Genomic DNA, 24,931 nt, shown 5'->3' with positions numbered 1-24,931 from the left:
CATGGCTGCGGTTCAATCGCGGCGCGGTGCGGTGCGCTCAGTTCGCCCAGCCGCCGTCGATCACGTGCGCCTGGCCGGTCGTGAACGACGACTCGTCCGAGGCGAGATAGAGCGCCAGCGCGGCAATCTCCTCCGGCTTGCCGACGCGGCCCATCGGCTGACGCGCGACGAAGGCCGCGCGCGCCGCATCGACGCTCGTGCCCTGTGCACCCGCCTGCATCGCGATGCGCTCTTCGAGCGAAGGCGAGGCCACGGTGCCGGGGCAGATCGCGTTGCAGCGAATGCCGCGCGTCACGAAGTCGGCGGCGACCGACTTCGTCAACCCTATCACAGCCGCCTTCGACGCGCCGTAAGCACAGCGGTTGGGCACGCCCTTCACGCTGGACGCCGCCGACGACATGTTGATGATCGAGCCGCGGCCCGCTTCGAGCATCGCGGGCAGGAACGCGCGGATCATGCGGTACATCGCCTTCACGTTCAGGTCGAACGCGAAGTCCCAGTCCTCTTCGCTCGCTTCGAGGACGGAGCCCGCGTGCACGAAGCCCGCGCAGTTGAACAGCACGTCGATGGCGCCCAGCTCGCCCGCGAGCGCGGCGATGGCCTTCGGGTCGAGCACGTCCAGGCGCCGCGCTTCGACGGACAACCCCGCGAGCGCGTCGGGACGAATGTCGGTTGCGATCACGCGCGCACCTTCGCGCGCAAAGAGTTCGGCGGTGGCGAGGCCGATGCCCTGCCCCGCCGCCGTAATCAAGGCCGTCTTGCCGGCCAGTCGTTGTGCCATAAGCTGCTCCGGTTGGAATCGCGGCCGGGTGCTGCGCGCCTCGCCGCATTCAGGGGATGAAGAATCTTGCCTCGTGTCGGGGTTCTCACAGGCGATAGAACGCCGCCGCGTTCGTGCCGAACACCGCCGCGCGCTCCGCTTCGCTCAAGCTGCGCAGCAGACGATGCGCGCACGCGTGCCAGCGCTCATAGTCGCCGTTCAGGTTCAGAACTGGCCAGTCGCTGCCCCACATGAGACGCTGCGCGCCGAAAGCGCTCAGCAGATGCGTAACGTAAGGTTCGAGCATCGCGTCGTCCCAGCCCGGCGCCGCTTCGGTGGCGAGCCCCGAAACCTTGCCGTGCACCTGCGGAAAACGCGCGAGCCGCGTCGCGGCATCGGCCCAGGCGGACCATCCCGCGGCGCCGTCACGGATCGGCGGTTTCGCGCCGTGGTCGATCACCACGCGCAGCGCCGGATGGCGCGCGAGGAAGATTTCAAGTGCAGGCGCGTGGCGCGTGAAGATCAGCGCGTCGAAGGCAAGGTCGTGTGCAATCAGCGCGTCGATGGCGCGCGACGTATCGGCCGTGGCAATCCACGCGTCGTCGGGCAAGTCTTGCAGCATCGGGCGCACGGCCCGGAATTTCGGCTCGCGCGCGAGATCGGCGATCAACGCCGGCGCCTGCGGGTCGTCGAGCGGCACCCAGCCCACCACGCCCGCGATCGATGCATCGTCGCGCGCCAGCGCGAGCAGGTAGCGTGTTTCCTCCACCGTCGGCGCGGCCTGCACGACAACCGTGCGCGTCACGCCGCAGCGCGTGCGCAGCGGCGCGAGATCGGCCGGGCCGAAGGTGCGGTAGAGCGCGGACAGATCGGGCGTCAGCCAGCCGTAATCGCCGCGTGCCGGGTCCCAGTAATGCTGGTGGGCGTCGATCCGTGCGTTCGTCGTCATGTCAGTGGGCGGGCAGCGGCGCGCGCGGATCGATGAGACCCTCGTCGCGCAGCGCGGTCCACAAGCCGGCAGGAATGACCACTTCGAACGATGCTGCGTTTTCGCGCACTTCTGCCGGGTTGCGCGCGCCGTTGAGCACCGTCGCGACGGCGGGATGCGCATACGGAAACTGCAGCGCGGCGGCCGCGAGCGGCACATTGAAGCCGCGGCACACGGCCTCGAGCCGCGCCACGCGTTCGACCACCTCGGGCGGCGCATCGCCGTAGTTGAACTTGCGGTCCCCGGAAAGCCCGTGCGCGAGGATGCCCGAGTTAAACGCCCCGCCCAGCAGGAGACTCACGCCGCGTTCGAGACACGCCGGCAGCAGATCGTCCAGCGGCGCCTGTTCGAGCAGCGTGTAGCGGCCCGCCAGCAGCGCACAGTCGATGTCGAATTCGCGCATTGCTTCGAGGATCACTTCGCGCTCGTTCACGCCGAAGCCCAGCGCCTTCACCACGCCGGCCGAGCGCAACTCGTCGAGAGCGCGAAAGCCTCCGCCCTCGGTCAACTGCCGCCAATAGTGCGCATTCCGGTCGCCGTGCGTGAACCGGCCGATGTCGTGCACGAGCAGGATGTCGATCTCGACGATGCCGAGCCGCTGCTGGCTGTCCTCGAACGAACGCAGTATCCCGTCGCGCGTGTAGTCGTAGATGGCTTCGAACGGCAGCGGATCCTGCCAGCCCTCGCTCCCGTCGTAAGGATGCGTGCGCGGCACGAAGTGCCGCCCCACCTTCGTCGAGAGCACGAACTCGCCGCGCGGACGGCGCCGCAGCGCCGCGCCGAGCCGATGCTCGGCCTTGGTGTGCCCGTAGTGCGGCGCCGTATCGAAGAAGCGCAGGCCGGCGTCCCATGCGGCGTCGACGGTGTCCTGCGCCTCCTCCTCGGTCAGATCGCGGTAGAGCCCGCCGAGCGGCGCCGTGCCGAGGCTCAGCGCGCTCACCTCCAGTGCCGTGCGGCCGATGCGCCGCCTGCCTGCCACCTGTGGATGCCGTTCCTGCGCCATGCCTCGTGCCTCCCGAAAGAACCGTGTTCAAAGATTACGCCGCGTGCGACGCGCGTCAATGCCCCGCGATCCCGACCACGGGCAGACGCGCCCCCGCGGGCAGGCACGCCGGACCCACCGGCTCGAAGGTTTTGTAAGTCAGGATGAACTCCTGATGCCCGAGCGCCTCGGATTTCGAGGGCGCGCCCGCCGCGACGGCCAGCGTCGCGTCGAACACTTCGCGGCCGACTTCGTCCAGCGTCGCGCGGCCTTCGAGAATCCGCCCCGCGTCGACATCCATGTCGCCCGCCAGATTGCGATACGTCAGCGGATTCGCGCACACCTTGACGACGGGCACGAGCGCCGAGCCCACCACGGAGCCGCGCCCCGTCGTGAAGAGAATCACGTGCGCGCCGCAGGCAATGAGCTCCGCAATCTCGGCGTTGTCGCTGATGTTGGGAAAGCCGAAGCGCGGCTCGCCGTCGGGCACCACGTCGAGCAGATAAAGACCGCCCGTGGGCGGCACGTCGCCGGGCTTGACGATGCCGACGATAGGCGAGGCGCCGCTCTTCGCATACGCGCCCAGCGACTTCTCTTCCTGGGTGGTGAGCCCGCCGTCCGCGTTGCCTACCGCGAACGAGCCGTGCCCGAGAATCGAGTAATAGCGCGCGGCCTTCGCCACGCAGGCGACGATAGCCTCGCCGAGTTCGGGTCGCGCCGCGCGGTTCTTCATGTGGTACTCGCAGCCCACGAGCTCGCCGGTTTCCTCGAAGATGCAGCTTGCGCCCGCCTCGATCAGCTGGTCGAACGCACGGCCCACGGCCGGATTCGCCGTGATGCCGCTCGTGCCGTCCGAACCGCCGCAGATCGTGCCGACCACCAGTTCGCCGACGCCCATCGGCACCTTCTGCTGCGCGCCCAGCGTCCGGCGCGCCTCGCGCACCCAGTCCACGCCGTACTGGATCGTGCTGCGCGTGCCGCCCTTCTCCTGGATCGTCAGGACTTCTACGGGTCTGCCGCTGGCCCGCACCTGCTCAACGAGGTAATGCTTGTTCATGCTCTCGCAGCCCAGCGAGACGAACAGCACCGCGCCCACGTTCGGATGGGTGGTGAGCCGCTCCATCATCTTTTCCGCATAGGTGTTCGGGTAGCAGCCCGGAAAGCCGATCAGATGCACGGGGGAATCGTCCGGTATGGCGCCGTCGTCGAACGCGTCGAGCGGCTCGCGAAACTCCGCGACGATCTCGCGCGCGACGTGATGCGCGCATTCGACGAGATAGGCCACCGCGACGACGTTGCGTATGCCCTTACGGCCGTCGCTGCGCAGCCAGCCTTCGAGAGGCGGGGTGATGCGGGTGTCGTTCATGACGGGTGTCCTGCCTGCGAAAAACGTTTAAGCGTCAGTGATGCACGTACGCGTGCCCGGCGTCGTGCGTGTAGGTCGGCAGATAGTCGCTTTCGAGGTTGTGCGTATGCAGATGCTCGCCGCGCGCCACTGGCCCGGTCACGTGGCCGATGGGCGCGCCGTAGCGCAGCACCTTCTCGTCCTTCGCGAGCGCGCGCCGCGCAACCTTGTGGCCGAGCTCGATCGTCTTCGCGAACGTCACGCGCTCGCCTTCGATCTCGACGACCGTGCCCGCTTCCAGCCGCGCCGCCGCAATCAGGCAGTTGTCCTCGGGCGCGAGCAGAATCAGGCGAAAGTCGGTGTTGGGGGTGCCGCTCTTCACGTTGTTTCTCCGCGATTGCTATTTTGCCGGTCAGTTCTGCGCTTCGCCGCCCGCGAGCCGCGCCACCATCAGCGAGCCGAGAATGATCGCACCGTAGATCGCCTGGACCCAGAACGAGGGCACCTGGGCCAGCGTGAGCAGGTTCTGCACCACGCCCAGCAGCAGCACGCCGAGGAGCGCGCCGAACATGGTGCCCTTGCCGCCGTCGAGCGAGATGCCGCCGATCACGGCCGCCGCGAAGACGGTGAAGATCATGCCGTTGCCCTGGTTTGCGTTGATCGCGCCCACATAGCCCGTGACGATCAGGCCGCCGAGTGCCGCGAGGATGCTGCCCAGCACGAATACGCCCCACGTAATGCGCTCGACGCGAATGCCGGCGGCGCGCGCCGCGTCGGGATTGCCGCCGATCGCGTAGAGCGCGCGGCCCGTGCGGTGATAGCGCAGCATGAACGCGGCGATGGCGAACGCAACGGCGGCAAGCCAGACCGAAAGCGGTAGCCCCAGCACGATGGTGGTGGCAAGCGCGAAGAACGAGGGTGGCATGTCGAACAGCGTGCCGCCCTTGGTCGCGCCCACGAGCATGCCGCGCAGCACGATCAGCATGGCGAGCGTGACGATGAACGCATTCAGCCGCAGCCGTACGACGAGAAAGCCGTTGATGAAACCGATCAGCGCCCCGACGGCGAGAATCGCGACGAGCCCCACGAACGCGGGCCATTGCAGGCCGAAGCCTGCCGACGCCGCCGGCATCACGAGCATCGCCCCGACAGCGGGCGCGATGCCCACGGTGGATTCGAGCGAGAGGTCGAACTTGCCGGTCAGCACGATGAGCGACTCGGCAAGCACGAGGAGCGCGAGCGCGGCCGAAGCGCCGAGCACGCTGATGAGATTGGCCTTCGTGAGAAAGCTCGGGCTCACGAAGCCGCCGATCACGATCAGCAGCAGCAGCGCGGGCAGTAGGGCGAAGTCGCGCAGGCGCGCGAGCTCGATGCGCGGCCGCGCGCGTTGCCCCGTGGAAAGCGGGCCGGGCTCGCCCGCGGCGAACGCGGACGTCGAAACACTAGGCTTCATGAAGACTGACTCCTTCGATCGATGCAATCATTTCGTGGTCCTGCCAGCCCGCCGGGAACTCCGTCACGATCTCGCCGCGAAACATCACCAGCACGCGGTCGCAGGTGCGCAGATCGTCGAGTTCGCTCGACACCACCAGCACGGCCTTGCCGCCTTGCTCGCCCTCTTCGCCTCCGCGCACGCGATCGACGACCGAAAGCAGCGCCTCCTTCGACTTCACGTCCACGCCGGCGGTGGGATCGATCAGCACGAGCACGTCCGGATGGCTCGCCAGCGCGCGCGCCATCACGACCTTCTGCTGATTGCCGCCCGAGAGTCCGGAAACGACGTGCTCCGGTCCCTGCGCCACGATGCCGAGCGCCTCGATCATGCGCTGCCCCATGGCGCGCTTCTTCGCAGGCGGCGCGATGCCGAAGCGGCCGAGCAGGCCCGCGATGGTCATCGTGGCGTTCTCCGCAATGGACTGCGTGAGCACGAGCCCTTCGTGGTGCCGGTCCTTCGGCACGCACGCAACGCCCTGCGCGAGCGCGGCGGGCACGTCGCCGGGCTTCAGCGCCGCACCCTTCACGCGAATCTCGCCCGAGCGCTGCGCGTTCAGGCCGGCAATCGCCTCGCCCACGCTCGTGCGCCCGCTGCTCGTCGCGCCCGTGAGGCCGACCACTTCGCCGCGCTTCACTGCGAACGATACGTCGCGGTAGTCGTGTCCTGTAATACCCCGCACGTCGAGCACGACCTGTGCCTCGGCGGGCAGCGGCGCGCGGGCGGCGGCGTCGGCAACGTTCAGGCCGCCGCGCTCGCCCGTCATCGCCTCGATCAGGCGTTCGCGCGGGAGCTCCGCCACCGGCGCGCTGACGATATGGCGCGCGTCGCGCAACACCGTCACGGCCTGGCAGATCTCGTACACCTCCTGCAGGTGGTGCGAGATGAAGAGGAACGTCACCCCCTCGCGCTGCAACTCGTCGATGCGGCGAAAGAGCCGTTTGATCTCCTCGCCGTCGAGCTGCGCGGTGGGCTCGTCGAGGATGATGAAGCGCGCGCCGTACGAGAGCGCCCGCGCGATTTCCACGAGCTGCCGCGCTTCCACCGTGAGATCGCCCGCCCGTGCATCCTCGCGCACGTCGATGCGCCAATGGTCGAGCAGCGCGCGCGCGTCGCGCCGCATCGCCTGCCAGTCGATCACGCCGCGCCGTCTGGGCTGGCGATTGATGAACAGGTTCTCGGCCACGCTCAGGTCGCGGATGATCGTGGAATGCTGATAGACGCACGCCACGCGCTCGCGCCAGGCATCGCGGTCGGCGAGCGGCGGCGCGGTCTCGCCATTGAAGCGCACCGTGCCCTCGTCGGGCTTGCGCAGCCCCGTGAGGATCGAAACGAGCGTGGACTTGCCGGCGCCATTGCGGCCCACCAGCGCGTGCGACTCGCCCGGCATGACGCGCAGGCTCACGCCGGCGAGCGCCGCCGTGGAGCCGTAGCGCTTCGTCACGCCTTCCGCCTCCACGACAGGCAGCAGATCCTGATTCTGGCCGCTCGTTCGATCGCTCATCTGGGCCCTCACTTGACGGTATTGCCCCACAGGTTCTTGTCGTCCACGTTCTGCTTCGTCACGAGCGGCGCGGGCAGTTCGTCTTCCAGGATCCCGGTGGAAAGCTGGACGATCGTGCTGTCGTGGTCGGTCTTGCCGGGCTTGAACGTCTTGCCCTCCAGCGCGGCCTTGATGTAGTACAGGCCGTACTTCGCATAGAGGTCCGCGGGCTGCGAAATGGTGGCGTCGATCTCGCCCTTGCGGATTGCTTCGTATTCCTGCGGAATGCCGTCATTGGACACGATCACGATGTGCTTCGGATCGCCCGCCGGGAAGAGCATCTGCTTGCGACGCAGCGTCTGCAGCGTCGGCGAGAGATACACGCCGCCCGCCTGCATGTAGATCGCCTTCACGTCGGGGTTCGCGGTGAGCAGGCTGTCCAGCGCGCTTGCCGCCACGTCGCCCTTCCAGCCCGCCGGAATCTCCAGCAGCGAGAGGTTCGGATACAGCTTCAGACAGGCGCGGAACGCCTCGGACCGGTCGCGGCCGTTCACCGAAGCGAGGTCGCCCATGATCTGCACGACCTTGCCGGACTTCACGTGCTGGCCGATGTAGTCGCACGCCTTCGAACCGTAGGCGCGATTGTCGGCGCGCACCACCATCGCGACGTTGCCCTGCGTCGGCGCCACGTCCACGGCCACGACCTTGACACCCTTCTGCGCGGCGTTGTCGAGCGCGCGGCTGATCGCCGCCGAGTCGATCGGCCCGACCACGATGCCCTTCGCGCCCAGATTCACCATGTTGTTCATGTCGGTGATCTGCTGCGCGGGATCGTTGTTCGAATTGACGGGCGCGAGGATGTCGATGCCCATCTCTTTCGCGTACGTCGACAGGTAATTGTCGTACGACTGCCAGAAGGGCGAGGTCAAGAGCGGCAGGCCGAGGCCGACCTTGCCCAGGTCGGCGGCCTGCGCCGGCCCTGTCGCGGCGAGTGCGGCCGTGCAGGCCGCGGCAACGCAGAGCGCCTTCGCGGCGGCACGCGCCAGCTTGCCGGCCTGGCGGGATTCGGTGGAACGGCGGGCCGTCGCGGGCCCGGATGCGAACGCCATGTCTGTCTCCTTTTGTCGATCCGGAGTTGGCGCTTTAGCGCTTACTCCGGTCTCATGCAAAGCTGTCGATCGCCGTTCGCGCTTCAGCGCTGATGGCGATCCCTTTGTGAACCTGCATGTTGGCCGCGCCGCGCCCGTCTGGAGTGACCGGACTGCCGGCGCTGCCGTTGCGACTGCCCTTCCCTTCCAGTACAACCCTGATGTATCTTCATTCATCAGTGAACGTATTATTCATATACGGATATTCGTTGGTCAAGACATGTGCAGCGCAGCAAGGCTCGGTGCTTTCCCTGGGGCCCCTGCCGCGCGGTGCATCGCGCCCCGGATAATCGGGTCACGACAAGAGAGGACGTCGATGGACATCCAGCAGAAAAACCGCAAAGGCCGCGGGCCGGACGAACGGGAAGAAAAAGACGAGAAGGACGACGTGGACCGCTACCGCGCACCCGCGCTGGACAAGGGTCTCGACATCCTCGAACTGCTCGCGGAACAGCGCGGCGGCCTTACGCGGGCGGAGATCACGAAGGCGCTGGGACGCAACGCGAGCGAGATCTACCGGATGCTGGAGCGGCTCGTGGCGCGCCAGTACGTGATCCGCTCCGAAGCGGGCGACCGCTATGCGCTGAGCCTGAAACTCTTCGCGCTCGCGCACCGCCATCCGCCCACGGAACGGCTGATCGTTCAGGCGCTGCCGCTCATGCAGCACTTCGCCAACGACGCCGAACAGTCGTGTCACCTCGCGATGTACGACCGCGGCAACCTGCTCGTGATCGCCCAGGTGGACGGACCCGGCACATGGGGCATCGCGGTGCGGCTCGGCTCGCGCGTGGGGCTCGTCGATACGAGCTCGGGCCGCTCGATCCTCGCCTGGCAAACGCCGGAGCAGCGCGCGCACATGCTCGCGGAACACACGAAGGTGAAAGGCGAAGTGACGATCGACCACGCGGCGCTCGAAACGGCCTGCGCGCAGATTCGCGAGGCCGGCTTTTCGCGCACGGACAGTCAGCAGATCTTCGGCGTGACCGACGTGACGTTCCCGGTGCTCGGGCCGGCCGGTCAGGCCATCGCGGCCCTCACCTGCCCGTACCTCAAGCGCATCGACGAGTATGTGGCGCCTTCGCTGGAAGAAGCGACGCAGATGCTGCGGGCAACGGTGCAGGAGCTTTCGATGTTTCGGGAAGAGGAAGGCTGAGGCGCGGGCGGCCGCGCCAACTGGAACGCGTGCATCCAAACCGGTTAGAATGGCGGCCCCGCAAAATACGGCATACCGCGTACTCCACACCTCATGGCGAAACTTCTGACCGATCACGAATTCCAGCGTTTTTCCGAGCTTCAGCAGAAGCAGGCCAGCTTCACGATCACGACCGACGAAGCCGACGAGCTGCGCGACATCGTCGCGCGCGCGCAGAAGAAGCGCGACGACCGCGCGGACGCGATGAAGACCGTCGAGACCGCGATCGACCAGTTCGAGATCACGCCCGACGAGCTGTTCTCGCCCGAGCAGATTGCCGAAGCCGCGCGCAATTACGGCCTGATTCCGGCCACGAAGAAGGAGCGCGTGCTGCCGCCCTCGCTGACGTTCAACGGCAAGACGCACCAGTGGACGCGCGCGCTGCCGGAAGAAATCCGCGCACCGCTCTTCGAGGCGTTCCAGGGCGGCCAGTCGGTCAAGACCTTCATCGCCACGCCGAAGGACGCCGCGCGCTGCGCCGCGACCATCGCGCGCCTCGAAAAGGAAACCGGCGCAAGCTACGCCGAGGCCTGGCTCGAAGAACTCTCGCTCACGCGCGGCCAGGTGGACGACGCGCTCGCGAAGATTGCGGCCTGATGCCTGACTCCACCCACGCTTAACCCGCCGCGGTTTAATCCAGCGCCATCCGGAAACCCACCACGCCGGGATCTTCGGTTGGCGCCACAGTGAAACCGCAGGCGCGCGCGAGGCCGATCATCGGCGCATTCTCGCGCAGCGCCTCGCCCACCAGCCAGTGGGTGCCGCGCGTGCGAGCATACGCTATCGCGCGCTCCATCAAGAGACGGCCCAGCCCTTTGCCCTTCAGATTCGACATGATCGCTACCGCAAACTCGGCCGTTTCGTTGTCCGGGTCCGCCACGGCGCGCACCACGCCCAGCGTGCGCGGCTTGCCGTGCTCGTCGTCCACGGTCGCGATGAGCGCCATCTCGCGGTCGTAGTCGATCTGCGTCATGCGGGCGAGCTGCGAGTGATCGAAGCTGCGCACGGCCGAAAAGAAGCGCAGGCGCAGATCGTTGGGCGTCATCGACTCGATGAACGCGCGGTGCTGCGCCTCGTCCTCGGGGCGGATCGGGCGGATCGTGACGCGCTCGCCGCCCCAGTCCAGCGTTTCCTCCAGCCGGCGCGGGTACGGCATGATCGCGAAGCGGCTGCGCTTCTCGGCAAGCATGAGACGCGGCACGTCGATCAGTGTTTCGGTGGGCAGCACGCGCAAGGTGACGTGCATGCCGACAATCGCGCGCACGTCGCAAACGATCTGCGACAGCGTGATCAGCACGGCCAGCGTGGCCGCGGGATCCACGCGCGGCACATAGGGCGACTGCGTGACGATGTCGCGCGCCAGCATTGGATTGAGCGGCGGCAGCCCGTACACGCGTATGGGCGGCGCGATGCCGTCCGGCGACGGTGCAACGAAGTAGAACACCGGGCCGAAGTTCTCGTCGTCGCGGAACTCGACCGTCACTTCCACTACCGGCTTCGCCGCGCGCGCCGCCTCGCCTTCGGGAGGCGTCCAGGCCCGCAGGCCGAAAAGCCCCAGCAGCTTCGCCGCCGCCTCGCCCGCAAGTTCGCTGTGCCCCGCGGCCAGCGCGGCACAGGTCTGTCCCTGCGCCGCCTCGATCGCGCCGGCTTGCTGCGCGGGCGTGCCCTCGGGCGTCTGCATCAGGAGTTCGCGGCCCAGCCGGTAATCGACGAGACGCGCGAACGCGCGCGCGAGGCGCCGCGGCGTGGTATGCACCGGAATGCCGTGCGCGTGCAACGCATCGCGCGTTTCGTCGCTCACGCCGCCGAAAAAGCACGCCAGCATGCCGCGATACGCCACCCGCTGGTTCTCGATCAGCGTGCGCGCCACCGCGTCGACCGGCGCGCTGTGCGTGGGCGCGTGCACGACGAAAACCGTCCCCGTCTTCGGATGCGGCCCGAGCGCCTGCAGCGCGAGCGCGAAGTGCTCGGGCTTCGCCGTTTCGCCCAGCACGAGCGGATTGGCCGCCCGCACGTTCGGCAACGCCTTCTCCATTGCCGTACGCGCTTCGTCGGTCCAGGAGGCGAGCGTGTCGCCCGCCTCGTTGAACGCGTCGCGCGCCAGCGTCGCCACGCCGCGATCGCTCGTGATGAGCGTGGCCGTGTCGCTCGTGGCAACGCGCCCCACACCCAGCGTTTCGATTTCGTCGAGCAGGTCGTCCAGCGTGTCCACGCGCACCATGCCCGCGCGCCGGAACGCCGCCGTGTAGAGTCCGTCGGCCGGATCGTCGCGGCCGCTGCGCAGCGCGAGCACCGGCTTGTTGCGCGCCGCCGCGCGCGCCGCCGACATGAACTTGCGCGGCGCGCGCACGGTGTCGAGTTCGAGCAGGATCGCGCGCGTGGCGGGATCGCTCGCGAGATAGTCGAGCACGTCGCCCGCATCCACGTCGGCTTCGTCGCCCAGCGCAATCACGTGCGAGAAACCGAGCCCGCGCGCGCCGGCCCAGCGCAGCACGGCGTTGGTGAGCACGTTCGACTGCGAGACCCACGCGACGCCGCCCGGCCTCGCTACCGACGTAGCCGCGCCGAGCTGCGCGTTGAGCGCAGGCGTGAGCACGCCCACGCTGCCGGGCCCGACGATGCGCAGCAGATGCGGCCGCGCGGCGGCCAGCGCATGGCGCAGATCGGCGCGGTCGGTGTCGGTGCGCACCTCGCCGATCAGAATCGCCGCGCGCGTGCCCATGCCGCCCAGACGATGCACGAGCGCGGGCCACGTAGACGGCCGCGTGCAGATCACGGCGACGGTGGGCGCCTCGGGCAGGTCGCCTGCGTCCGCCAGCACGGGATGCCCGCCGAAGCCTTGCTCGTCGCCCGTGCGGCGCGGATTGACGGCCCAGAGCGGCCCGGCGAAGCCGCCTTCGATCACGCGCCGCCACACCATTTCTCCGATGCTGCCCACGCGGCGCGAGGCGCCGATCACGGCGATCGACCTGGGCTGGAATACTGCGTCGAGATTACGTACGGTCACGGGCGCTCCTGACTGTCGGGATAGCGGCGCTTGCGCCGCGGCACGGAGTCAGGATAGGCGAATCGGGTGAACGGCGCGTGGATTTCGCGCAAGGTTGCGCGAGGAGGCGGATCACGAACGAAGCGGTGGCCGCGCCGGCGCGACCAGGATCTTGATCTGCCTGCGATCCGCCAGCAGCGCGTCGAAACCTTCGCGAACAGCGTCTTCGAGCGGCACGGTCTTCGTCACGATCGACGTGAGATCGAGCGCGCCCGACGCGACGATACGCAGCAAGTCCTCGTATGCCTGGCGATAGCCTACGCTCGCGGTAAAACTCAGTTCGTCGTTGACGGCGCGAAACGCATCGAAGCCGGCGCGCGGCATCAGTCCGACCATCACGAGATTGCCGCCCTTGCGCAACGCGCTCATCGCGGTTTCGAACGTCGCCGGCAAGGCCGCCGCCTCGAAACTCACGTGCACGCCATGCCCGCCGGTCGCGCCGCGTATCGCCTGCCGCAGCGCGTCGGGCGAATGCTCGCGCGCGTCGAGCACCTGCGTCGCGCCGAGCCGCCGTGCCGCGGCCAGCCGCTCGGCGGATACGTCGACGGCGACGATCGCCGTTGCGCCCTGCAGCTTCGCCAGCATGATCAGAAGCAGACCGATCGGCCCAAGCCCGACGATCGCGCACGTCTCGCCGAGATTCAACTGCCCCCGTCGCAGCGCGTGCAACGCCACGGCGGCCGGCTCCAGCACCGCCGCCTGTTCGAGACTCACCTCGTCCGGCAAGCGGTACAGCATGTACGACGGCACGACCGCGAAATCGGCCATCCCCCCGTCGCCCATCAGGCCGGCGAATCCCATCGAAACGCACAGGTTGTACGACCCCGACCGGCAATAGAGACACTGGCTGCACCGGTATTCGGGCTCGACAGCAACGCGGTCGCCCACGCGCAGCGTCGTCACGTTCGCGCCGACTTCGGCGACGGTCCCGCAGAACTCGTGGCCGAGCGTCAGCGGCGCGACGCGTCCGGACAGCGCATGTGGCACCTCGACAGGAATCGCGTGCGGGCCATCCGCGTATTCGTGCAGGTCGCTGCCGCAGATCCCGCAGTACGCCACCTCGACGCGGACATCGTCCGGCCCGACGCGCGGCGTGTCGATCTCGACGAGCCGCACGTCGCGCGGCCCGAACCATTGAAGCGCACGCATCCTCAACGGCCTCCGAGGTTCTGCATGCCGAGCGGTTTCCCGGCTGCCTCGGCAAGGGCGCGCTTGCGCAGCACGGCGGGCGCGGTTTCCACCAGACCGAAGGACAGCAGGCAGGCGACGATCGCGCCGCTCGCCGAGAGCCACATCGCGAGCGACAGCCCGTAGCGGTCTGCCGCAAAGCCGGCGGCGGTCGGCGCGACGAAGCCGCCGATCAGTTCGCCCGCGCCCATGATCAGACCGAGCGCACTCGCGATGGCGCGCGGCGGAACCGTCTCCGCGGGAATCGTTGCCATGAACAGCGTGAAGCAGCCGAGGCCCGTGTACGTGGCGAACACGAATGCGCCAAGCGCCCAGATCGAGCCGATATGGACCATCGCGACCGGACACGTTGCCGAGATCAGCGCGAACACGATCATCGTCGGCTTGCGTCCGATGCGGTCGGAGATCGCGGGCACGGCGAAGCCCCAGAACACCCACGCCGCGCCAAGACAGGTCATCACGACGCCCATGTCCGCCGCGGAGAAATGGCGGCCGCTGACAAGGTACGTCGGCGCGAACGAGATAATGACGATAAACCAGGTGAGGAAGAAGCAGCTGATCAATACGCACAGCAAAATATTGCGCTCTTTCAGCAACGCCCAGCGGCCGACACCCGCACCGGCAGGGTGGACGCCTACCTCGGCCTGCACGTGCTGCGCGCCGCCCGGCGGCACCTCGCGCACCCAGCGCCAGATGCAGAACGCGATGATCAGTCCCGGCACGCACGAGACGTAGAACGACTCGCGCCAGCCGTAGGCCGTCGCGATCGAGATGACCACGGGCGGCCCGACCATCGCGCCGAGCAGCCCGGCGGCCGAGCCCTGCAGCAGCCCCATGTTGAGACCGCGGCGGCCCGGCGTCGAACTCTCGACCATCAGCGACTGCGAGAGCGGCAACACGGGCCCCTCCGCAATGCCCATCAAGGCGCGAAACGCGATCAGGCTCGCGAAGCCGCCGACGAGCCCGGACAGCGCCGAAAAGACGGAAAAGCCGAGCACGGCGACGACCAGCAGCGGCTTGCGCGTGCCGCGCGCATCCGACCAGGCGCCGGTGATCGCGCCCGAGAGCGCCCACGTGAGCGCAAGCGCGGAAGACATCATGCCGAGCTGCGCGTTGCTCAGATGCAGCTCCGCCGACATGAACGGAAACAGGAACGACAGCGCGAGCCGGTCGAAGAAGACGAAGCCGAACGTCACGAACAGGATCAGCAGCAGCCTGTTTTCATACGTCGCGATGCCTCGGGAAGGGGAGGAATTCATGGCTGACCTCGTTGTGCGCGTCAGCGATAGAGTTGCTCGATGGCCTGCGCACCGAGACCGACTTTCTCGTAGTGCGCCTTGCACATCGCGATATACGAATGGACGTCGAAATACCCGTCCGGGTTGCCGGCCTCGTCGAGCCAGATCAGCGGTCCCTTGACGATGAAGAAGACCCGCATCGGCTCCGGATGATCGAACGCGACGAGCGTGTGCCCCTCGCCCGGCGTTTCGTAGACGAAGTCGCCCTTCGTCGCGGTCCAGTCGTGCTCGAGATAGCCCCACTTGCCCGAGATCGTGTAAGCGAACACTTCATGCGGGTGATAGTGGCGATTGACGAGCCCCGCGCTTTTGGCCATCAGGACGTCGCACCATTTGTTCTGCTGCGGCGAGATCCACAGCGGCCGCGACGAAACCGTTTCGGTGAACGGCACGTAGTAGCGCTCGTCGTCGGTCGGCGCATTCGCGATGTACGCTTCGGGCAACGCGTCGGGCTTGAACGGATTGGCAATCGGTGCAATGTGTTGCCAGAATTCGGATACGGCCTGGTGGACCACGATCTGTCTCCTCGTTATGTTGGCGTCGTACGTTGGACTTTATCCAGACGGCGCAGGCCGCGTTTGACTAAGCTGGACGAATTGTTTGACCGGGCCGGACATCGCACCGGCCCCCCCAGGTAACGGAATTTCCTCCCCCAACCGGGCGCACGGGTACCCCTTGCGCCCGCAGGAGCCGACGTGACGCATTCGACCTTTTTATCGTGCAGGCGGGGCTCGACGACCGACGTGCCTTTGCCGGAGCGTGCCGCGTTCTGGGAGGCCTTCAATGCGACGACGCTGGTCGGCCTGCGATGCTCGTCGCTGTCGCCCGACGGTCCCGACGTGGCGAAGACCGATATCGCGCTGCCGGGCCTCTGCGTGGCCGACATTCGCGGCAACGATCACGTCATCGAACGCAATCCGGCGCTCGTGCGGGCACTGCCGAAGGATTCCGTGTTCGCCTGCCAGATCGTGCGCGGGCGCGCGTATTTCATTCAGCGCGACCGCTGCCTGCTCGCCGAAGAAGGCGACATCGTCATCTACGACACGCGCATACCGTATCTCTTCGGCTTCCTGACGCCGATGCGCCAGTTGCTGTTCGACGTTCCGGCGACGACCTTCGGCGAGCGCTTCGAGGTGAGCGTGGACCGCCTGCCGCTGAAGATCTCGTCGCGGCCCGGTCCCGCATCGATGCTCGGCGCGACGCTGCGTGCGAGCGTCGAACGCTTCATGAAACGGCCGGACGAGCACGACGCGCCGGATTTTCGCGAGCGCACGCACACGCTGCTCGCCGCGCTGATCGGCACCGAGCTGCGCGGTGCGGGCGCCTCGCGCGCGGCGCTGTCGTATCGGCTGACGGCGAAGCAATACATCGCCGGGCAACTGGGCGCCCCGGAACTGACGCCACAAGCCGTCGCGGACGCGGTCGGGCTGTCGCTGCGGCATCTGAACCGGCTGTTCGCCGCCGAAGACCTCTCGATCGCCCAGTACATCTGGGCCGAACGGCTCGTGCGCGCGCATGCCGACCTGCTCGATCCGCGGCTTGTCAGAACGACCGTCGGGGAGATCGCATTTCGCTGGGGATTTTCGAGCCAGGCGCATTTCAGCCGCGCGATCCGCGAGCGCTACGGCGCCTCGCCGATCGCGCTGCGCGAAACAGCGCGGGGGTGAGCCGCGACGCGCTCAGTGCGCGATGCAGACGGACTTTGTTTCGGTGTACGCATCGACCGCGCCCGCGCCGAACTCGCGCCCGATGCCCGACTGCTTGAATCCGCCGAACGGCATGCTGGGATCGAGCGGCACGTGGCAGTTGACCCATACCGTACCTGCCTCGATCTCGCGCACGATGCGCATCGCCGCCCCCAGGTCGCGCGTCCAGAGGCTCGCCGCGAGTCCGTAGCGCGTGTCGTTCGCGAGCCGGATGGCCTCGTGCACGTCGTCGAACGGCACCAGCGCGAGCACCGGACCGAAGACTTCGTCGCGCATGACCGCCGCATCGGGCCGCACGTCGCCGAGCACGGTCGGGCGCACGTAATAGCCAGGACGCTCCACTGGCGTACCGCCTGCGAGAAACGTCAGACCCGCCGCGCGCGCGGCCGCCACATGTGTCTCGACGCGCGCACGGTGATGCGCCGAAACGAGCGGGTTGATCTGCGCACCCGGATCGAGGCCGGGACCCAGCGTCATCGCCGTGGCGGCGGCCGCAATGCCCTCGGCCATCTGCCGGTAGCGACTGCGGTGCACGTACACCCTCGAAACCGCCGCGCACACCTGTCCCTGGTTCAGGAACGCCCCTGCCGCCACGCGCTGCACGGCCTCATCCACGTCGATGTCCGCCAGCATCACGGCCGGATTCTTGCCGCCCAGTTCGAGCGAGAAGCGCGTCATGTTGTCGACGGCCGCGTGGCCGACGAGCTTGCCGGTCGGCGTCGAGCCCGTGAACGAAATCTTGCCGATGGACGGATGCGCGGCCAGCGCCGCTCCGCACGCGCCATCGCCGGTCACGACGTTGAACACGCCGGGCGGGATGCCGGCTTCGATCGCCAGTTCCGCCAGCCGCAACGCCGTGAGCGGCGTTTCCGGCGAAGGTTTGATGACGACCGTGCACCCGGCGGCCAGCGCCGGCACGAGCTTCCAGATCGCGATCATCAGCGGGAAATTCCACGGCACGATGCCGGCGACCACGCCCACCGGCTCCTTGCGCGTGAAGGCCGTGTACTGCGTGCCCGGCGGAAACGGGATCGAGACGTCGAGCGTGCTGCCGTGAATCTTCGTCGCCCACCCGGCCATGTAGCGCACGTATTCGATCGATGCGCCGACTTCGACCGCGCGCGCCAGATTGATCGACTTGCCCTGATTGAGGGTTTCGAGCTGCGCCAGCGCTTCCGTCTGCGCCTCGAGCAGATCGGCGAGGCGCAGCAGGATGCGTTCGCGATCCGCGGGCCGCAGGCCCGACCAGCGCCGCGAGTCGAACGCGGCACGCGCGCTGCGTACGGCCACGTCCACGTCGCTCGCGTCGCAATCCGCCACCTGGGCGAGGACCTCGCCCGTCGCCGGGTCGAACACCTCGCGATACCGGCCGCTGCGCGCAACCGCAGGCCGTCCGTCGATGAACGGCTCATGCCGGCGTTGCGCGAACGCGCGGACTTCCGGCAGCAGGTCGATCAAGTTCGTGCTCATCGTTTCGTACTCCCTCATATCTTCAACATGAATTCGGCGCAACGTTCCGCGATCATGATCGTCGGCGCGTTCGTGTTGCCCGAGACGATGCGCGGCATGACGGACGCGTCGCAGATGCGCAGCCCGCTCACGCCGTTGACCTCCAGCCGCGGCGTGACCACCGCGCCGGCATCGCCGCCCATGCGGCAGGTGCCGGCCGGGTGGTAGACGGTCTTCGCGCGCCGCCGCACATAGTCGGCCAGTTGCGCATCGGCCGGCTGCTGTGGATCGAACGACGCGTGCGCTTCGCTCACGACGCGCGCAAGCGAAGGCGCGCGGATAATGCGCCGCGCGAGCGCGACGCCGCGTACCAGCACGTCCACGTCGGCCGGGTCGGCGAGCGCCCCGCTGTCGAACAGGATCGGCGCGGCCGGATCATTGCTGCGCAGCCGCACCGAGCCGCGCGAGCGCGGCCGCAGAATGCAGGGATTGATCGAGATACCGTGTCCGGGCAGCGGTTCGCGGTCCACGTCGCCGACCAGCGTCGGCAGCACGTGGAACTGGATGTCGGGACGATCGCCGCCGGTCGTGTCGATGAACGCGCCCGACTCGACGACATTCGACGTCAAGAGGCCCGTGCGGGTCAGCATCCATTGCGCGCCGTGCTTCAGGGCCTTCCACCCGCGATCGTGGCCGAGCAGGCTGATCGGCTCGTGGCTGTTTCCGTAGATCGACACTTCGAGGTGGTCCTGAAAGTTCGCGCCCACGTCGCCGCTGTCGTGGACCACCGGAATGCCGTGCTCGCGCAGATGCCCGCCGGGCCCGACGCCCGACAGCATCAGGATCCGGGGCGTGGCCAACGCGCCAGCCGCCAGCACGACTTCCGCGCGCGCAGCCGCCTTGCCCGTTTCGCCGCTGCCGGTGCGCCACTCGACGCCCGTCGCGCGGCGGTCGCTGAACAGTACCCGCGTCACGCGAGCGCCGGTCATCACGCGCAGGTTCGGACTGCCGATCACATCGGCAAGATAGGTCGCCGCGGTGCTGCCGCGCTCGCCGTTGAACGTCGTGGTGTGATAGAAGCCCACGCCATGTTGCGCCTCGCCGTTGAAGTCGTCGTTATACGGCAGGCCGGTTTCCTGGGCGGCTTGCACGAAGGCCAGGCTCAGCGGATGGCGAAAGCGCGTGTCGCTGACCTTCAGGGGTCCTTCGGTTCCATGCAGAGGCCCGGAGAGCCGCATATGCGATTCGGAGCGCTTGAACACCGGCAGCACGTCGTGCCAGGCCCAGCCGGTGCAGCCCAGCGCGGCCCATTCGTCGTAGTCGCGCGGCGTGCCGCGCACGTACAGCATCGCATTCACCGAGCTGCCGCCGCCCAGCGTGCGGCCCTGCGGCACGAAGGTCCGGCGACCCGCGGCACCCGCTTGCGGCTCGCTTTCGAAGATCGTCGTGCGTTCGGTGCCCAGCACCCGGATGAACGTCGCCGGCATCCGGATGAACAGGCTATCGTCCTTCGGTCCGTCCTCGAGCATCAGCACGCGCTTGCCGGCCTTCACGAGCCTGTGCGCGACCGTACACCCCGACGAGCCTCCGCCGACGACAATATAGTCGTACGTCTCCATCCCGCTTCTTCTCCTTCGATTGGCGGCGGCAAGCACACCGCCGCCCGAAGGATCAGCTTAGCGAGGCGGCCACGCACGGGCTTGACCGTGGCGGACGCGCGGCTTGCCCGCCGCGGACGCGAGCGGAGAGGGTCAGCGGGAAGATAAAAGCGGGCGCGTATCCGTGGGGGTTTCGCCAAAACGCGCGCGATAACTGCGGCTGAAATGGGCGCTGTTGTTGAACCCCCAGCGGAAGGCGATTTCGCTGACCGTCAGGTGTTTCAGCGCGCGGTCGCGCAGATCGGCGCGGCAGCGTTCGAGCCGCCGCGCGAGGATGTAGCGGGTAATCGGCACGCCCTCGATGCCGAACACACGCGCGAGCTGGCGCGGCGAGAGGCGAAGCGCGCGGCTGACCGCATGACAGTCGAGATCCTCGTCGCCGAGATGGGCTTCGATAAAGGCCTTCGCGCGCCACAGCGTGTTGACCGTCGACTTCGTCAGCGAAGCGTCGCCGTCGTGAATGCGCAGCATCGACTGCACGAGTTCCAGCACGTTCGCGGCAATCTGTTCGCGCGCGGGCAACGGCTGATCGTGCCGTTGCCCGATCAGCCGGTAGATCTGCTGCGCGGCCCACGAATTCACGCCGTCGCCGCGATCGATCTTCACGAGACTCCGGTAGCGCCATGGCCCCACGTGCGCTTCGAACGTGTCGCGCGGCACGTCGATCACGGTCATCGCCATGTCGGCGGGAAAGCCGTGCCCGTATGGCACGGACGTGTCGTAGAGCACGATGTCGCCCGGAGCGTGCGTAACGCACTCGACGTCCTGGAACGTATACCCCTGCCCTTCGTTCATCAGGCAAATGAACACGGCGTCGCGCTGGTCGGCACGAATGTCGTGCGGCGTGCGGACGACCGCATGCCGGTTCGCGACGATATCGCAGGCCCGGAAGAGGCCCAGGTCGCGCTTGCACAGCGTGGCGTCGATCCCTTCCGACGATTTGCCGCTGCATTCGACGTTGATCAGCGCGCGGGCGACGTGGTCGACCCAAAGCCTGGCGCGCTCGTCGCCGTGAACCGCGTGCGTCGAAATCGTGACGATTTCATCGTTGATGGCCGACATGATTTTTTCCGGATGCCCGTCTGTGCGACGCAGTCTCCGGCACGCGCCAGAACGGCGTCAATCGGGAAAATACCCGGGCCGCCGCGCCGCCCGGGGCGGCGTGCCAGCGGGCAGACCACCGCGTCCGTTCTGGTCAAGCTCAACGTCCGTGCCAGTCAAGCGCTGCGTTCTTGTCTGCGGTAAATGGCGGCCTTTCTGGGACTTGATGGGTTTTTGATGGGTTTCCTTCCCGGCTCCACGTATACTCCCGGCCAGTATTGACCTATACTGCCCCCGGGTACCTCGACTCCACGACGTCATGCCACATTCCCCCGAAGAAAAGAAACGCGTCCTCACCCGCGTCCGCAAGGTTCGCGGGCAACTGGACGCGCTCGAGCGCGCGCTCGAAGAAGGCGCCGACTGCGGGCCCGTCCTGCAGCAACTGGCGGCTATCCGCGGCGCGATCAACGGGGTGATGGCCGGCGTGCTCGAAAGCCATCTGCGCGAGGAGTTCACGCAGGCCGCCGGGTCGGCGGAAGACGCTTCCGGATCGATCGACGATGTCGTGACCCTCGTTCGAACCTATTTGCGGTAATCGCCGGCGGGCTCCGCGCGTCGCGCCGTCGATCCAACACTTCGATTTATCATTTCAATAGGACTGCCATGAAATCACGTGCTGCCGTTGCATTCGGACCCGGCAAACCCCTGGAAATCGTCGAAATCGACGTCGAACCGCCGCGCAAGGGCGAGGTTCTCGTCAAGATCACCCATACCGGCGTGTGTCACACCGACGCCTTCACGCTGTCGGGCGACGATCCGGAAGGCCTCTTCCCCGCGGTGCTGGGCCACGAAGGCGCCGGCATCGTCGTCGAAGTGGGCGAAGGCGTGACGAGCGTGAAGCCGGGCGACCACGTCATTCCGCTCTACACCGCCGAATGCGGCGAGTGCCTCTTCTGCAAGAGCGGCAAGACCAACCTCTGCGTGGCCGTGCGCGCCACCCAGGGCAAGGGCGTGATGCCCGACGGCACCACCCGCTTCAGCTACAACGGACAGCCCGTCTACCATTACATGGGCTGCTCCACGTTCAGCGAATACACCGTGGTGGCCGAGGTTTCGCTTGCGAAGATCGACCCCCAGGCCAACCCCGAACAGGTCTGTCTGCTCGGCTGCGGCGTGACCACGGGCCTCGGCGCGGTGAAGAACACCGCGAAGGTGCAGGAAGGCGACACGGTGGCCGTATTCGGCCTTGGCGGCATCGGCCTCGCCGTCATTCAGGGCGCGAAGCTCGCCAAGGCCGGACGCATCATCGCCATCGACACCAATCCCGGCAAGTTCGACCTCGCGCGCGCCTTCGGCGCCACCGACTGCGTGAACCCGAAGGATCACGAAAAGCCCATTCAGCAAGTGATCGTCGAGATGACCGGCTGGGGCGTGGACCACAGCTTCGAGTGCATCGGCAACGTCAACGTCATGCGGGCCGCGCTCGAATGCGCGCATCGCGGCTGGGGCCAGTCGGTCGTGATCGGCGTGGCCGGAGCCGGCCAGGAAATCTCCACCCGCCCGTTCCAGCTCGTCACCGGCCGCCGGTGGCTCGGCACGGCCTTCGGCGGGGTCAAGGGCCGCTCGCAACTGCCGGGCATGGTGGAAGACGCGATGAGCGGCAAGATCCAGCTCGCCCCGTTCGTTACCCACACGAAGCCGCTCTCGGGCATCAACGAAGCCTTCGACCTGATGCACGAGGGCAAGTCGATCCGGACCGTCGTTCACTACTGAGCCAAGGACCCGATCCCCATGGAACGCATCGAGCGACACGCCAGCCACGGCGGCTATCAGGAAGTCTGGAAGCACGCCTCCTCCGCCCTCGGCTGCGAGATGAAGTTCGGCATCTATCTGCCCGAGCCCGCGTTGCGGGGCGAGAAGTGCCCCGTGCTGTACTGGCTCTCGGGCCTGACCTGCACGGAGCAGAACTTCATCACCAAGGCCGGGGCGCAGCGTTACGCGGCCGAACACGGCATCATCCTCGTCGCGCCCGATACGAGCCCGCGCGGCACCGACGTGGCGGACGATCCGGCTTACGACCTCGGCCAGGGTGCGGGTTTCTATGTCAACGCAACGGCAATGCCGTGGGTGCGGCATTTCCGGATGTTCGACTACGTGAGCGCGGAGTTGCCTGCGCTGATCGAGGCGGCGTTTCCGGCCAGCGAGGCGCGTTCGATCTTTGGGCACTCGATGGGCGGGCACGGCGCGCTGGTCGTGGCGCTGCGCAATCCGGGCCGCTACCGCAGCGTCTCCGCGTTCTCGCCGATCGTTGCGCCGAGTCAGGTGCCGTGGGGGCAAAAGGCGCTCGCCGCCTATCTCGGCGATGACCGCGCGGCCTGGATGCAGTACGATGCGACGGCGCTGGTCAGCACCGTCTCCGAGCGCCTGCCGATACTCGTGGATCAGGGCGAGGGCGACGAGTTTCTGGCCAACCAGTTGAAGCCGCAACTATTGCAGGCAGCCTGCGGCGCCGCTGGCTATCCGCTACAGTTGAGGCTCCAGGCAGGCTACGATCACAGCTACTATTTCATCGCCAGCTTCATGGGCGAGCACGTGGCTTTTCATGCCGGAGCGCTGCGCTAAGCGGCAAACCCCGTTTATTTCTGGAGACATGGGCATGACGTGGTCCCGCATCCGGCAGGACTATCTGGTACGGTTCTGGGCGCCATTGCCCGCCATTGTTACCGCGGGCGTGCTGTCCGCGTTCTATTTCGGCGTAACAGGCACCTTCTGGGCCGTCACCGGCGAGTTCACCCGCTGGGGCGGGCACATCCTGCAGGCCTTTGGCCTGCATCCCGAAGACTGGGGTTACTTCAAGGTCATAGGCCTGCACGGCGCCCCCTGGACCCGTATCGATGGGGTCATGGTGCTCGGCATGTTCGCCGGCAGTTTGTCCGCCGCTCTCTGGGCCAACAACGTCAAGCTGCGGCTGCCGCGCCGCAAGCGCCGCGTGGTTCAGGCGCTGGCCGGCGGCGCGATTGCCGGATTCGGCGCGCGGCTCGCCATGGGCTGCAATCTCGCCGCGTTTTTCACCGGCATTCCCCAGTTCTCGCTGCATGCGTGGCTGTTTGCGCTGTCCACCATCGTCGGGTCGTATTTCGGCACGCGCGTGGCGTTGCTGCCCTTCCTGCGCGCCAACGCGCGACTCGAACGCGTGACGCCCGGCCAGTCGGGCACCGGGCCCGTCGTCCGGTCGCCATGGCAATTCCGTATCGGCATCGCCGTGTTCGGCGCAGCGCTTGCCGCCGCGACCGGCCTTGCGTTCAATGCCCAGAAACTCGGTCTCGCAGCGGTATTCGGCATCGCATTCGGCGTTCTGATCGAACGCGCGCAAATCTGCTTCACGTCGGCGTTCCGCGACATGTGGATCACCGGCCGCACGGCCATGGCGCGTGCCATCGTGCTCGGCATGGCCGCCAGCACGATCGGGATCTTCAGCTACGTCCAGCTTGGCATCGCGCCCAAGATCTTCTGGGCGGGCCCGAATGCGATCCTCGGCGGCGTGCTGTTCGGCTTCGGCATTGTGGTTGCGGGCGGCTGCGAAACGGGCTGGATGTACCGCGCGATGGAAGGCCAGGTCCACTACTGGTGGGTCGGCATCGGCAACATCGCCGGCGCCACCCTGCTCGCCGCGCAGTGGGATCGCCTCGCTCCCATGCTCGCGCTCCGCTACCCGAAGGTCAATCTGCTGAATGCGTTCGGGCCCATGGGCGGCCTGATCGTCACCTATGCGGGCCTTGTCGTCGCTTTCTTCCTGCTGCTGTGGTGGGAAAAGACCTTCCTCGACCGCGCACGATCGCGCGCGGCAAGCCAGCCCCAGTCCGGGAGAGCCATCTGATGACGAACGACACCCCAACCGCCGATTTCCGGCTCGACCTGAGCGGCGAGCCTTGTCCCTATCCGGTCGTTGCGACGCTGGAAGCCATGCCGGGCCTGCAACCCGGCGAAGTACTCGAAGTGCTCAGCGATTGCCCGCAGTCGATCAACAGCATCCCTTCGGACGCCCAGCGCTACGGCTACCGCGTACTCAAGGTCGAACAGCGCGGGCCGACCATTCATTACTGGATTCAGCGTTAAGCATACCGACCGAATTCTCGGCAATCGAGAAAACCCCCG

The 24,931-nt window shown here is 67.4% G+C and carries 23 protein-coding genes; 8 read left to right on the top strand and 15 right to left on the bottom strand.

The features are described from left to right. Positions 1-37 precede the first annotated feature (37 nt). The 8 genes from V8683_RS12830 to V8683_RS12795 all read right to left on the bottom strand — a co-directional run bounded on the left by V8683_RS12830 (position 38) and on the right by V8683_RS12795 (position 8,159). Positions 38-781: an SDR family oxidoreductase gene (locus V8683_RS12830; protein WP_411191748.1), complete on the bottom strand. Its 744-nt coding sequence runs from the start codon at positions 779-781 to the stop codon at positions 38-40. An 85-nt stretch (positions 782-866) separates the two neighbouring features. Then, on the bottom strand, positions 867-1,709 hold the full coding sequence (locus V8683_RS12825; protein ID WP_411191749.1) for an amidohydrolase family protein: 843 nt from the start codon (positions 1,707-1,709) through the stop codon (positions 867-869). Position 1,710: 1 nt separating this feature from the next. Continuing rightward, the gene (locus tag V8683_RS12820) at positions 1,711-2,751 is read right to left on the bottom strand and encodes an aldo/keto reductase (protein ID WP_411191750.1); all 1,041 of its coding nucleotides are present in this window, start codon (positions 2,749-2,751) and stop codon (positions 1,711-1,713) included. A 55-nt stretch (positions 2,752-2,806) separates the two neighbouring features. Next, positions 2,807-4,096 (bottom strand): UxaA family hydrolase, encoded by a 1,290-nt coding sequence (locus tag V8683_RS12815; RefSeq protein WP_411191751.1) that lies wholly within the window; start codon positions 4,094-4,096, stop codon positions 2,807-2,809. Positions 4,097-4,130: 34 nt separating this feature from the next. Beyond that, positions 4,131-4,457 (bottom strand): UxaA family hydrolase, encoded by a 327-nt coding sequence (locus V8683_RS12810; protein ID WP_411191752.1) that lies wholly within the window; start codon positions 4,455-4,457, stop codon positions 4,131-4,133. A 30-nt stretch (positions 4,458-4,487) separates the two neighbouring features. Further along, positions 4,488-5,528: an ABC transporter permease gene (locus V8683_RS12805; RefSeq protein ID WP_411191753.1), complete on the bottom strand. Its 1,041-nt coding sequence runs from the start codon at positions 5,526-5,528 to the stop codon at positions 4,488-4,490. Further along, complete coding sequence (locus V8683_RS12800; protein ID WP_411191754.1) at positions 5,518-7,071, bottom strand: sugar ABC transporter ATP-binding protein; 1,554 nt, start codon at positions 7,069-7,071, stop codon at positions 5,518-5,520. Before V8683_RS12800 ends, V8683_RS12805 begins: the two co-directional genes overlap by 11 nt. An 8-nt stretch (positions 7,072-7,079) precedes the next feature. Further along, complete coding sequence (locus tag V8683_RS12795; protein WP_411191755.1) at positions 7,080-8,159, bottom strand: sugar ABC transporter substrate-binding protein; 1,080 nt, start codon at positions 8,157-8,159, stop codon at positions 7,080-7,082. A 355-nt stretch (positions 8,160-8,514) separates the two neighbouring features. Between V8683_RS12795 and V8683_RS12790 the strand changes: the two genes are divergently transcribed. Then, positions 8,515-9,351, top strand: coding sequence for an IclR family transcriptional regulator (locus V8683_RS12790; protein WP_411191756.1), 837 nt, complete (start codon positions 8,515-8,517; stop codon positions 9,349-9,351). Between the two features lie 93 nt (positions 9,352-9,444). Further along, positions 9,445-9,987, top strand: a complete 543-nt coding sequence (locus V8683_RS12785) for a hypothetical protein (protein ID WP_411191757.1) — start codon at positions 9,445-9,447, stop codon at positions 9,985-9,987. Between the two features lie 34 nt (positions 9,988-10,021). Here the strand turns inward: V8683_RS12785 and V8683_RS12780 are convergent, their stop codons facing one another. From V8683_RS12780 to V8683_RS12765, 4 genes are all read right to left on the bottom strand, one after another. Continuing rightward, on the bottom strand, positions 10,022-12,397 hold the full coding sequence (locus tag V8683_RS12780; RefSeq protein WP_411191758.1) for a bifunctional acetate--CoA ligase family protein/GNAT family N-acetyltransferase: 2,376 nt from the start codon (positions 12,395-12,397) through the stop codon (positions 10,022-10,024). Between the two features lie 111 nt (positions 12,398-12,508). Continuing rightward, complete coding sequence (locus V8683_RS12775) at positions 12,509-13,585, bottom strand: 2,3-butanediol dehydrogenase (protein ID WP_411191759.1); 1,077 nt, start codon at positions 13,583-13,585, stop codon at positions 12,509-12,511. A 2-nt stretch (positions 13,586-13,587) separates the two neighbouring features. Then, positions 13,588-14,883 (bottom strand): MFS transporter, encoded by a 1,296-nt coding sequence (locus V8683_RS12770; RefSeq protein ID WP_411191760.1) that lies wholly within the window; start codon positions 14,881-14,883, stop codon positions 13,588-13,590. 20 nt (positions 14,884-14,903) lie between these two features. Continuing rightward, the gene (locus V8683_RS12765; protein WP_411191761.1) at positions 14,904-15,437 is read right to left on the bottom strand and encodes a 2,4'-dihydroxyacetophenone dioxygenase family protein; all 534 of its coding nucleotides are present in this window, start codon (positions 15,435-15,437) and stop codon (positions 14,904-14,906) included. Positions 15,438-15,617: 180 nt separating this feature from the next. Here V8683_RS12765 and V8683_RS12760 point away from each other — a divergent pair, with 180 nt between their 5' ends. Next, positions 15,618-16,589 carry a helix-turn-helix domain-containing protein gene (locus V8683_RS12760; RefSeq protein WP_411191762.1) on the top strand — a complete coding sequence of 324 codons (972 nt, stop codon included), beginning with the start codon at positions 15,618-15,620 and terminating at the stop codon, positions 16,587-16,589. A 12-nt stretch (positions 16,590-16,601) separates the two neighbouring features. Here V8683_RS12760 and V8683_RS12755 read toward each other — a convergent pair whose 3' ends face one another. The 3 genes from V8683_RS12755 to V8683_RS12745 form a co-directional block, all read right to left on the bottom strand. After that, positions 16,602-18,098, bottom strand: coding sequence for an aldehyde dehydrogenase family protein (locus V8683_RS12755; RefSeq protein ID WP_411191763.1), 1,497 nt, complete (start codon positions 18,096-18,098; stop codon positions 16,602-16,604). Positions 18,099-18,112: 14 nt separating this feature from the next. Beyond that, a complete protein-coding gene (locus V8683_RS12750; RefSeq protein ID WP_411191764.1) occupies positions 18,113-19,696 on the bottom strand; it encodes a GMC family oxidoreductase in 1,584 nt (527 codons plus the stop codon). Positions 19,697-19,828: 132 nt separating this feature from the next. Further along, complete coding sequence (locus V8683_RS12745; protein ID WP_411191765.1) at positions 19,829-20,797, bottom strand: helix-turn-helix domain-containing protein; 969 nt, start codon at positions 20,795-20,797, stop codon at positions 19,829-19,831. A 298-nt stretch (positions 20,798-21,095) separates the two neighbouring features. Between V8683_RS12745 and frmR the strand changes: the two genes are divergently transcribed. The 5 genes from frmR to yedF all read left to right on the top strand — a co-directional run bounded on the left by frmR (position 21,096) and on the right by yedF (position 24,892). Next, positions 21,096-21,371, top strand: a complete 276-nt coding sequence (gene frmR, locus V8683_RS12740; protein WP_411191766.1) for a formaldehyde-responsive transcriptional repressor FrmR — start codon at positions 21,096-21,098, stop codon at positions 21,369-21,371. Between the two features lie 68 nt (positions 21,372-21,439). Then, entirely contained in the window at positions 21,440-22,549 is a 1,110-nt protein-coding gene (locus V8683_RS12735) for an S-(hydroxymethyl)glutathione dehydrogenase/class III alcohol dehydrogenase (RefSeq protein WP_411191767.1), read from the top strand. 18 nt (positions 22,550-22,567) lie between these two features. Further along, a complete protein-coding gene (gene fghA / locus V8683_RS12730; RefSeq protein ID WP_411191768.1) occupies positions 22,568-23,398 on the top strand; it encodes an S-formylglutathione hydrolase in 831 nt (276 codons plus the stop codon). Between the two features lie 34 nt (positions 23,399-23,432). After that, positions 23,433-24,653, top strand: a complete 1,221-nt coding sequence (yedE, locus tag V8683_RS12725; protein ID WP_411191769.1) for a selenium metabolism membrane protein YedE/FdhT — start codon at positions 23,433-23,435, stop codon at positions 24,651-24,653. Further along, the gene (yedF, locus tag V8683_RS12720; RefSeq protein WP_411191770.1) at positions 24,653-24,892 is read left to right on the top strand and encodes a sulfurtransferase-like selenium metabolism protein YedF; all 240 of its coding nucleotides are present in this window, start codon (positions 24,653-24,655) and stop codon (positions 24,890-24,892) included. The genes yedE and yedF overlap by 1 nt, the downstream gene beginning before the upstream one ends. The last annotated feature ends 39 nt before the right edge of the window (positions 24,893-24,931 follow it).

It is taken from the genome of Paraburkholderia sp. AV2 (assembly GCF_054968425.1).
This window is presented reverse-complemented; position numbering and strand designations above follow the sequence as displayed.

Coding starts and splice junctions, on each gene's coding strand:
- V8683_RS12745 (WP_411191765.1), bottom strand. CDS start 20,797: ATGTCGGCCATCAACGATGAAATCGTCACGATTTCGACGCACGCGGTT.
- V8683_RS12750 (WP_411191764.1), bottom strand. CDS start 19,696: ATGGAGACGTACGACTATATTGTCGTCGGCGGAGGCTCGTCGGGGTGT.
- fghA (WP_411191768.1), top strand. CDS start 22,568: ATGGAACGCATCGAGCGACACGCCAGCCACGGCGGCTATCAGGAAGTC.
- V8683_RS12755 (WP_411191763.1), bottom strand. CDS start 18,098: ATGAGCACGAACTTGATCGACCTGCTGCCGGAAGTCCGCGCGTTCGCG.
- V8683_RS12815 (WP_411191751.1), bottom strand. CDS start 4,096: ATGAACGACACCCGCATCACCCCGCCTCTCGAAGGCTGGCTGCGCAGC.
- V8683_RS12820 (WP_411191750.1), bottom strand. CDS start 2,751: ATGGCGCAGGAACGGCATCCACAGGTGGCAGGCAGGCGGCGCATCGGC.
- V8683_RS12735 (WP_411191767.1), top strand. CDS start 21,440: ATGAAATCACGTGCTGCCGTTGCATTCGGACCCGGCAAACCCCTGGAA.
- frmR (WP_411191766.1), top strand. CDS start 21,096: ATGCCACATTCCCCCGAAGAAAAGAAACGCGTCCTCACCCGCGTCCGC.
- V8683_RS12825 (WP_411191749.1), bottom strand. CDS start 1,709: ATGACGACGAACGCACGGATCGACGCCCACCAGCATTACTGGGACCCG.
- yedF (WP_411191770.1), top strand. CDS start 24,653: ATGACGAACGACACCCCAACCGCCGATTTCCGGCTCGACCTGAGCGGC.
- yedE (WP_411191769.1), top strand. CDS start 23,433: ATGACGTGGTCCCGCATCCGGCAGGACTATCTGGTACGGTTCTGGGCG.
- V8683_RS12805 (WP_411191753.1), bottom strand. CDS start 5,528: ATGAAGCCTAGTGTTTCGACGTCCGCGTTCGCCGCGGGCGAGCCCGGC.
- V8683_RS12790 (WP_411191756.1), top strand. CDS start 8,515: ATGGACATCCAGCAGAAAAACCGCAAAGGCCGCGGGCCGGACGAACGG.
- V8683_RS12800 (WP_411191754.1), bottom strand. CDS start 7,071: ATGAGCGATCGAACGAGCGGCCAGAATCAGGATCTGCTGCCTGTCGTG.
- V8683_RS12830 (WP_411191748.1), bottom strand. CDS start 781: ATGGCACAACGACTGGCCGGCAAGACGGCCTTGATTACGGCGGCGGGG.
- V8683_RS12775 (WP_411191759.1), bottom strand. CDS start 13,585: ATGCGTGCGCTTCAATGGTTCGGGCCGCGCGACGTGCGGCTCGTCGAG.
- V8683_RS12785 (WP_411191757.1), top strand. CDS start 9,445: ATGGCGAAACTTCTGACCGATCACGAATTCCAGCGTTTTTCCGAGCTT.
- V8683_RS12795 (WP_411191755.1), bottom strand. CDS start 8,159: ATGGCGTTCGCATCCGGGCCCGCGACGGCCCGCCGTTCCACCGAATCC.
- V8683_RS12770 (WP_411191760.1), bottom strand. CDS start 14,883: ATGAATTCCTCCCCTTCCCGAGGCATCGCGACGTATGAAAACAGGCTG.